This window comes from Pseudomonas sp. HMSC066A08 (assembly GCF_001813025.1).
Taxonomy (GTDB): Bacteria; Pseudomonadota; Gammaproteobacteria; order Pseudomonadales; family Pseudomonadaceae; genus Pseudomonas; species Pseudomonas aeruginosa.
Genome location: NZ_KV811371.1, coordinates 348854 through 356961 on the forward strand (window position 1 = coordinate 348854; position 8108 = coordinate 356961).

The 8108-nt window shown below is 65.5% G+C and carries 8 protein-coding genes; 3 read left to right on the forward strand and 5 right to left on the reverse strand.

All coding sequences use genetic code 11. The annotated features are described in order from the left end of the window. Positions 1-41 precede the first annotated feature (41 nt). From ggt to HMPREF2886_RS30165, 5 genes are all read right to left on the reverse strand, one after another. Positions 42-1715 (reverse strand): gamma-glutamyltransferase, encoded by a 1674-nt coding sequence (gene ggt / locus HMPREF2886_RS30145; RefSeq protein ID WP_070748962.1) that lies wholly within the window; start codon positions 1713-1715, stop codon positions 42-44. A 77-nt stretch (positions 1716-1792) separates the two neighbouring features. Further along, positions 1793-2527 carry an amino acid ABC transporter ATP-binding protein gene (locus HMPREF2886_RS30150; RefSeq protein ID WP_003082761.1) on the reverse strand — a complete coding sequence of 245 codons (735 nt, stop codon included), beginning with the start codon at positions 2525-2527 and terminating at the stop codon, positions 1793-1795. Further along, positions 2524-3192 carry an amino acid ABC transporter permease gene (locus HMPREF2886_RS30155; RefSeq protein ID WP_003082765.1) on the reverse strand — a complete coding sequence of 223 codons (669 nt, stop codon included), beginning with the start codon at positions 3190-3192 and terminating at the stop codon, positions 2524-2526. Before HMPREF2886_RS30155 ends, HMPREF2886_RS30150 begins: the two co-directional genes overlap by 4 nt. Beyond that, positions 3189-3935 carry an amino acid ABC transporter permease gene (locus tag HMPREF2886_RS30160; RefSeq protein ID WP_003082767.1) on the reverse strand — a complete coding sequence of 249 codons (747 nt, stop codon included), beginning with the start codon at positions 3933-3935 and terminating at the stop codon, positions 3189-3191. Before HMPREF2886_RS30160 ends, HMPREF2886_RS30155 begins: the two co-directional genes overlap by 4 nt. Before the next feature lie 201 nt (positions 3936-4136). After that, positions 4137-5045 (reverse strand): glutamate/aspartate ABC transporter substrate-binding protein, encoded by a 909-nt coding sequence (locus HMPREF2886_RS30165; RefSeq protein WP_003082770.1) that lies wholly within the window; start codon positions 5043-5045, stop codon positions 4137-4139. 451 nt (positions 5046-5496) lie between these two features. Here HMPREF2886_RS30165 and pagP point away from each other — a divergent pair, with 451 nt between their 5' ends. From pagP to HMPREF2886_RS30180, 3 genes are all read left to right on the forward strand, one after another. Next, complete coding sequence (pagP, locus tag HMPREF2886_RS30170) at positions 5497-5955, forward strand: palmitoyltransferase PagP (RefSeq protein WP_033968998.1); 459 nt, start codon at positions 5497-5499, stop codon at positions 5953-5955. Positions 5956-6050: 95 nt separating this feature from the next. Next, positions 6051-6845, forward strand: a complete 795-nt coding sequence (locus HMPREF2886_RS30175; RefSeq protein WP_003082773.1) for an SDR family NAD(P)-dependent oxidoreductase — start codon at positions 6051-6053, stop codon at positions 6843-6845. 183 nt (positions 6846-7028) lie between these two features. After that, on the forward strand, positions 7029-8108 hold a 1080-nt coding region (locus HMPREF2886_RS30180; RefSeq protein WP_079456358.1), incomplete at its 3' end, for a RimK family protein.

Genomic DNA, 8108 nt, shown 5'->3' on the forward strand with positions numbered 1-8108 from the left:
ACGCAATCAGGCGCGGGCGGCGTCGGCCGCCCGCCGTCCTGTCAGGGTCTCACCACCAGGCCGACGCCGCGGCCACGGGGATCGGAGGCGGTCTCCAGGACCTTGCCGTCGACGCGGATGGCCTGGATATCGCCCATGTTCCAGCCCTGGTCCTCCAGGGTGTAGCCCATCGCCTTCAGCTCCTCGGCGACCTTGCCGGCGAGCGGCGCGTAGGCGTCGTAGTAGATCGTGTCCTTGGGCAGCAACTGGTGGTGCACGCGCTGCGCGGCCACGGCCTTCTCCAGCGGCAGGTGGAAGTCGTAGATGTTGTTCAGCACCTGGAAGATCGAGGTGAAGATCCGCGAGCCGCCGGGCGTGCCGACCACCAGGCTGACCTTGCCGTCGCGGGTGACGATGCTCGGGCTCATCGAGGAGAGCATGCGCTTGCCCGGTTCGATGGCGTTGGCGTCGCTGCCGACCACGCCGAAGGCGTTGGCCACGCCCGGCTTGGCGCTGAAGTCGTCCATCTCGTCGTTGAGCAGGAAGCCGGCGCCCTTGACCACCACGCCGCTGCCGAAGTCCCAGTTGAGGGTATAGGTGTTGCTCACCGCGTTGCCGTCGGCGTCGACGATGGAGAAGTGCGTGGTCTGGTGCGGTTCCAGGCCGGGACGGACCTTCTCGGTCGGCGAGATCGCCGTCGGATTGACCTCGGCGGCACGCTGCTTCAGGTATGCCGGGTCGGTCAGGCGCGCCACCGGGACCTTGGAGAAGTCCGGATCGCCGAGGTAGTCGGCGCGGTCGGCGAACACGCGTTTCTCGATCTCCGCCAGCAGGTGGATATAGCGCGCGGAGTTCAGCTCGACGCCCTTGAAGTCGGCGGCACGGTTTTCCTTGATGCCCAGCAACTGGGCCAGGGCGATCCCGCCGGAGCTTGGCAGCGGCGCGGTATAGAGCGTGTTGCCCTGCCAGTCGACGCGCATCGGTTCGCGCCACCTGACCTTGTAGTCGGCCAGGTCCTGGTGGGTGATCAGTCCCTTGTCCTGCTGCATCTGTGCCACCAGCAGGTCGGCGGTATGGCCTTTGTAGAACTCGTCCGGGCCCTTGTCGGCGATACGCTCCAGGGTCTTCGCCAGGTCCGGCTGGAGGAACGCCTCGCCGGCCTTCATGTGGCCGAAGTAGTCGCCGAAATTGGTCTTGCCGTTGAACAGGGCGACGGCGTCCTGGCGGTACTGGAACTGCTTGTCGGCGACCTTGAAGCCCTTCTGCGCGTAGCCGATGGCCGGGGTCAGCAGCTCGCTCCAGGGCAGCTTGCCGAAACGCTTGTGGGCTTCCCAGAGGCCCATCACGGTGCCCGGCACGCCGGCGGCCTTGGCGCCGACCAGGCTGAGGTTCTCGATCACCTCGCCCTTGTCGTCCAGGTACATGGTCTTGCTCGCGGCCTTCGGCGCCACCTCGCGGTAGTCGAGGAAGTACGGCTTGCCGTCCATGTACAGGGTCATGAAGCCGCCGCCGCCGATGTTGCCGGCCTCGGGGTAGGTAACCGCCAGGGTGAAGGCGGTGGCCACCGCGGCGTCCACCGCGTTGCCGCCGGCCTTGAGGATCTGCGCGGCGACCTTGGCGCCGTACTCGTCGGGCGCGGCGACGGCGCCGCCGTCGAGCGTGGCGGCGAAGGCCGAGGAGGATGCGGCGGCAATGGCGACGCCGAGGGACAGGGTTCTGAAGAGCACAGCTTGCATGGGCTTTCCCTATTTATTGTTATCGCAGGCGAGGGTGGAGCAGGCCCCCGCCGGGCGGGCCGGCGAGGGCGGGTACATCAGTGCGGGAGGATCTTGGCGAGGAACTGCTGGGCGCGTTCGGAGCGGGCGCTGACGTCGCCGAAGAACTCCTCCTTCTCGCAGTCTTCCACGATCTGCCCGCGGTCCATGAAGATCACCCGGTTGGCGACCTTGCGCGCGAAGCCCATCTCGTGGGTCACGCACATCATGGTCATGCCTTCGTGGGCCAGCTGGACCATCACGTCGAGCACTTCGTTGACCATTTCCGGGTCGAGCGCCGAGGTCGGCTCGTCGAACAGCATCACCACCGGGTCCATCGCCAGCGCACGGGCGATCGCCACGCGCTGCTGCTGGCCGCCGGAGAGCTGGCCGGGGTGCTTGTGCGCGTGCTCCTTGAGACCGACGCGCTCGAGCAGGGCCAGGCCCTTCTTGGTGGCTTCTTCCTTGCTGCGGCCGAGTACCTTGATCTGCGCGATGGTCAGGTTTTCGGTGATGCTCAGGTGGGGAAACAGCTCGAAATGCTGGAACACCATGCCGACGCGCGAGCGCAGCTTGGGCAGGTTGGTTTTCGGATCGGCGATGGAGGTGCCGTCGACGACGATGTCGCCCTTCTGGAAGGGTTCCAGTGCGTTGACGCACTTGATCAGGGTCGACTTGCCCGAGCCGGACGGCCCGCAGACCACCACCACTTCGCCTTTCGCAACCTCGGTGGAGCAGTCGGTCAGGACCTGGAAGTCGCCATACCACTTGCTGACATTCTTGATGGAAATCATACGGTTAACCTTTTCTGCAGACGTTTGACGGCGAACGAGGCGGTGAAGCTTACGACGAAGTAGACCAGGCCGGCGAAAATCAGGAACTCGTTGGCCTGGCCGATGATGTCGCCGCGCGAACGGGCCGAATTGAGGAAGTCCATCAGGCCGACGGTATAGACCAGCGAGGTGTCCTGGAACAGGATGATGCTCTGTTGCAGCAGCAGCGGGGTCATCTTGCGGAACGCCTGCGGCAGGATCACCAGGCGCATGGTCTGCCCGTAGGTCATGCCCAGTGCCTGGGCGGCGCCCATCTGGCCTTTCGGGATGGCCTGGATGCCGGCGCGGACGATCTCGCAGTAGTAGGCCGCCTCGAACATCATGAAGGCCACCAGGCAGGAGGTGAACGCCCCCACCGGGGTGTCCTCGCCGGTGATCCAGCGCAGGATGAAGGGCACCGCGAAGTAGAACCAGGTGATCACCAGCAGCAGCGGGATCGAGCGGAAGTAGTTGACGTAGAAGCCGGCGATGTTCGACAGCAACTTGCTGTGCGACAGCCGCATCAGCGCCAGCACGGTACCCAGCGCGACGCCGCCGAGGACGCCGAGGACCATCAGCTTGAGGGTCATCAGCATGCCTTCCCAGAGGCTCGGCAGGGCGGGAACGATTCCACTGAAGTCCATCATTTACCTCCTACGGAGATCAGGCCCGGTACGGCGACCTTTCTCTCCACCAGGCGCATGATCAGCATCAGGCTCATGTTCAGCGTGAAGTAGATCAGCGTGGCCAGGGTGAAGGCCTCGAACAGGTTGGCGGAGAACTCGGCGGTCTGCTTGGTCTGCGCCAGCAGCTCCATCAGGCCGATCAGCGACGCCACCGAGGAGTTCTTGAAGATGTTGAGGAACTCCGAGGTCAGCGGCGGGATGATGATCCGGAAGGCCTGCGGCAGCAGCACGTGGCGGTAGATCTGCGGCAGGCGGAAGCCCATCGCGCGGGCCGCCGAGGTCTGCCCGTAGGGCAGCGCCTGGATGCCGGTGCGCACCTGCTCGCAGACCCGCGCGGCGGTGAACAGGCCGAGGCAGACGACCACGCTGAGGTAGGCCGAGGTGGTCGGGTTGAGGTCCTGCTTGAACCAGGTCTGCAGGCCCTCGGGCAGCAGGTCGGGTACCAGGAAGTACCAGATGAACAGCTGCACCAGCAGCGGCACGTTGCGGAAGATTTCCACGTAGGCGGTGGCGATCCCCGATACCAGGCGGTTCGGCACGGTGCGCATGACGCCGAGCAGCGAGCCCAGCGCCAGGGCGATGATCCAGCCGACCAGGGCGATGGCGATGGTCCAGCCCAGACCGGCGATGTACCAGTCGAGGTAGGTTTCGCTGCCGATCCCGGTGGACTTGAAGAACACGCCCCAGTCCCAGTTGTAATTCATGTTGGGGTTTCCCCTCGGTTCAATCGGTTGCAGACACTGGCGGGGAAGGCAGGCGCCGGCGCGGCCGTGCGGGCCGGCGACGCTGCTCTTCCATGGGAGACGGCTGGGGAGGGCAGGCCTCTCCCGCGTCCCCGAGGCCCCGCCGCAAGGCGGGGGCGACGCGCGAAGCGCTGGCGCTCCGGGAGGAGCGCCAGGCGCTCGTTACATCTGCTCGGCGGCCTTGTCGGTCGGACTGGCGATCAGCTTCTTCAGCTCTTCGCTCATGGGGAAGTTGAGGTTCAGGCCCTTCGGCGGGATCGGCTGGGTGAACCACTTGTCGTAGATCTTGTTGACCTCGCCGGAGGCGTAGGTATCGGTGATGGCCTTGTCGACCACTTTCTTGAACGCCGCGTCGCCCTTGCGCACCATGCAGCCGTAGATCTCGAAGGACTGCGGGGTGCCGCCGACGACCCAGTCGTCCGGCTTCTTGGCCTTGGCCATTTCGCCGTAGAGCAGCGCGTCGTCCATCATGAAGGCCACCGCGCGGCCGGACTCGAGCATCATGAAGGACTCGCCGTGGTCCTTGGCGGAGATGATGTTCATGCCCATCTTCTTGTCCGCGTTCATGGCCTTGAGCAGGCGCTCGGAGGTGGTGCCGGCGGTGGTCACCACGTTCTTGCCCTTGAGGTCGTCGAAGTCCTTGATGTTGGCGGTCTTCTTCGACAGCAGGCGGGTGCCGACCTCGAAGATGCCGACGGAGAAGTCGACCTGCTTCTGGCGCTCTTCGTTGTTGGTGGTGGAGCCGCACTCGATGTCCACGGTGCCGTTCTGCACCAGCGGGATGCGGGTCTGCGAGGTGACCAGGTTATAGCGGACCTTCAGCTCGGGGAGGTTGAGTTCCTTCTTCACCGCCTCGACCACTTTCAGTTGCAGGTCGTGGGAGTAGCCGATCGGCTTGCCCGGCTCGGTGCCGAGGTAGGAGAAGGGAATCGAAGCGTCACGGTGACCGAGGGTGATGGTGCCGGTTTCCTTGATCTTCTTCAGCGTGCCGGTGAGCTCGTCAGCGACGACCGGAGCGGACAACAGAGCGGCCACGATGGCGGTGCTCAGCAGACTGGGAGCGATACGCATGAATTTCTTCCTCGACTTGTTTTGATTTTTATTGAGCCGCGAGCGCCTGGCCTCTCCGGGACAGGGTGTTTCGCGGTTTTCCCCGGCGGGGGAAGCCACGAGAGTATCGTGCTTGCCGAACAGTGTAGTGGCAGGATGCATGCCAGCTTATGAAATCCGGCTTTTTTTAACCTAACTGTTTGAAAGTAAAAGAAATTAAATTTGGATGAAAATGCCCCGAAATGGCCTTTCGTCCGCTCTTCCGAATATTTTCGGGGCATGGCGTTCGGTTTTCCGAACGTTTCGCCAAGGTCCGTTCTTGAGCCATTCCGGGGTTTTCTGACGGTTCGTTCAGAAACTGTTCAGGCTTCGTTCAGGCCCGATTCAGGCCGGGTTCAGCAGAATTCACGCTGCGAGGCGCAAGCCGTCACGTCTTGCCTTCCTTCCCTGGCGACGGCCGCCTGGAGTCCACATGCGCTATCTCATCCTCAGCCTGCTGGCCGTGCTCGCCGCACCTGCCTGGGCTGCCGACGACGGCGACTTCTGGTACCTGCAGACCAGCGTCTACACCCGGCATTTCAACCCGGACCCGGAACACAACAATCACCAGGACCTGCTCGGCCTCGAATACAACCGCGCCGATGGCGTGCTGGCCGGCGGCGCGACCTTCCGCAACTCGTTCAGCCAGCGCTCCAACTACGCCTACCTGGGCAAGCGCTTCGACAGTGACAGCTACCCGGTCTACCTGAAGCTCACCGGCGGCCTGTTGCAGGGTTATCGCGGCGAATACCGCGACAAGATCCCGCTGAACCGCTTCGGCGTCGCGCCGGCGATCATCCCCTCGGTGGGCGTTCGCTTCGGCCCGGTGGGCAGCGAGCTGGTGCTGCTGGGCAATTCGGCGGCGATGATCAACCTCGGCCTGCGTCTCTGAGGCCAGGAACGGGCACGGAACGCTGGTTGGTCTAGGCTGTCGTCTGTTCCCCGAGCCGCGTTCCTGAGCGGTTCGTCACTCGACAGGAGACTCCCATGCAGATCGATCTGAGCGACAAACTGGCAATCGTCAGCGGTTCCACCGCCGGCATCGGCTTCGCCATCGCCAGCGGCCTCGCCGCCGCCGGCGCCACCGTGGTGGTCAACGGACGCAGCCAGGCGGCGGTGGACCGTGCGATCGCGGCGATCCGGAACGGCCAGCCGGATGCCAGGGTACGTGGCGTCGCCGGCGACCTGGGGACGGCGGAAGGCTGCGCGGCTTTCGTTGCGGCCGAGCCGAAGGCGGACATCCTGGTCAACAACCTGGGCATCTTCGAGCTGAAGGATTTCTTCGACATCGAGGACGCCGAGTGGAGCCGCTTCTTCGAGGTCAACGTGATGTCCGGGGTGCGCCTGGCCCGCGCCTATGTCCCGGGGATGGTCGAGCGCGGTTGGGGACGGGTGGTGTTCCTGTCTTCGGAGTCGGCGTTGAACATCCCGGCGGACATGATCCACTACGGCTTCAGCAAGACCGCCAACCTCTCGGTGTCGCGCGGCCTGGCCAAGCGCCTGGCCGGCACCGGGGTGACGGTGAATGCGGTGCTGCCCGGACCGACCCTCACCGAAGGCGTCGCCGAGATGCTCCGCGAGGATGCGCAGAAGGCCGGGCAGAGCATAGAAGAGGCCGGCACCGCCTTTGTCCGGCAGCACCGTTCCAGTTCGATCATCCAGCGCCTGGCGACGCCCGAGGAAGTCGCCAACCTGGTGGTCTACACCTGCTCGACCCAGGCCTCGGCGACCACCGGCGCGGCCCTGCGGGTCGACGGCGGGGTGCTCGACAGCCTGGCCTGACGAGCGCGCAACGCCAGCGTAAAAATGCTCCTCGGCACTCGCGGCGCGGCATCCGGCGGCCCTGGCCGGTTGCCGCGCCGGCGCCTGGCGGCGGCGCTCGTAAAGCTTGCGTAACGAGGCGCGACAGGAGGCGCCGGCAGGTCTAGAACGGCAGGTACCGTCATTCAGAGGATACCGCCACTCATGTCAGCAGCCTCGCTAGCCACCCTCGACGGGTCGCTCCGCATGACCCCTGTCGAGCAACCCCGACCGCCGGCTCTCGCCGACCTCGGCAGCCGCCTGATGATCGTCGTCGAGCGACGCGAGGACTGGGCCTCCTACCTGCCCAGCGAGGAAGTCCTCACCGCCCAGGAATACCTCGAGCAATCGGCGCGCGACCACGGCGGCCGGCGCGTGCAGGTGATCAACCTGTGCCGCGGCTACAAGTACCTCGGCCTCGGCTACTACTGTTCGCTGCTGGCCGAGGCCCGTGGCCACCGGGTGATCCCGTCGCTGCGCTGCATCAGCGAACTGGCTCGCAAGTCGGTCTACGGGCTGGCCCTGGGCGGCCTCGACAAGGCCCTGGACAAGGCGCTGTGCCGCACGCCCTATGGCGCTACCGACGGCTTCACCCTGACCCTGTATTTCGGCCATACCGAGTTCGAGCCGCTGGCCGACCTCGCCCGCCAGCTGTTCGAAGCCTTTCCCTGCCCGATCCTGCTGGTGGAGTTCCGTCGCCAGCAGGGCTGGCATATCGAGGGCGTGCGCCCTGGCGTGCTGAACCGCCTGCGCAGCGACCAGGAGGACGTCTTTGCCGACGCCCTCGACGGTTTCAGCCGGCGCGCCTGGCGCATGCCGCGTTCGCGGCGGGTGGCGCGCTACGACATGGCGATCCTGCACGATCCCGACGAAGCGCTGCCGCCGTCCAACCCGCAGGCGCTGGCCAACTTCGTGCGGGTCGGCGCCAGCCTCGGCATCGACGTCGAACTGATCGGACGCAAGGACTACGCGCGCCTGGCCGAGTTCGACGCCCTGCTGATCCGCGAGACCACCCGGGTCGACCACCATACCTATCGCTTCGCCGAGAAGGCCGAGCGCGAAGGCCTGGTGGTGATGGACGACCCGGCATCGATCCTGCGCTGCACCAACAAGGTCTACCTCGCCGACCTGCTCGGCTGCCGGCAACTGGGCATGCCGCTCACCGAGATCCTCTACAAGGAACGCCCGCAGGACTGGCAGCGGGTGGCCCGGCGCCTGGGCTTCCCGCTGGTGCTGAAGATTCCC

What these genes read in the sequence shown, in the direction of transcription:
- ggt (WP_070748962.1), bottom strand. Translation starts at nt 1,715, where the DNA reads ATGCAAGCTGTGCTCTTCAGAACCCTGTCCCTCGGCGTCGCCATTGCC.
- HMPREF2886_RS30150 (WP_003082761.1), bottom strand. Translation starts at nt 2,527, where the DNA reads ATGATTTCCATCAAGAATGTCAGCAAGTGGTATGGCGACTTCCAGGTC.
- HMPREF2886_RS30155 (WP_003082765.1), bottom strand. Translation starts at nt 3,192, where the DNA reads ATGATGGACTTCAGTGGAATCGTTCCCGCCCTGCCGAGCCTCTGGGAA.
- HMPREF2886_RS30160 (WP_003082767.1), bottom strand. Translation starts at nt 3,935, where the DNA reads ATGAATTACAACTGGGACTGGGGCGTGTTCTTCAAGTCCACCGGGATC.
- HMPREF2886_RS30165 (WP_003082770.1), bottom strand. Translation starts at nt 5,045, where the DNA reads ATGCGTATCGCTCCCAGTCTGCTGAGCACCGCCATCGTGGCCGCTCTG.
- pagP (WP_033968998.1), top strand. Translation starts at nt 5,497, where the DNA reads ATGCGCTATCTCATCCTCAGCCTGCTGGCCGTGCTCGCCGCACCTGCC.
- HMPREF2886_RS30175 (WP_003082773.1), top strand. Translation starts at nt 6,051, where the DNA reads ATGCAGATCGATCTGAGCGACAAACTGGCAATCGTCAGCGGTTCCACC.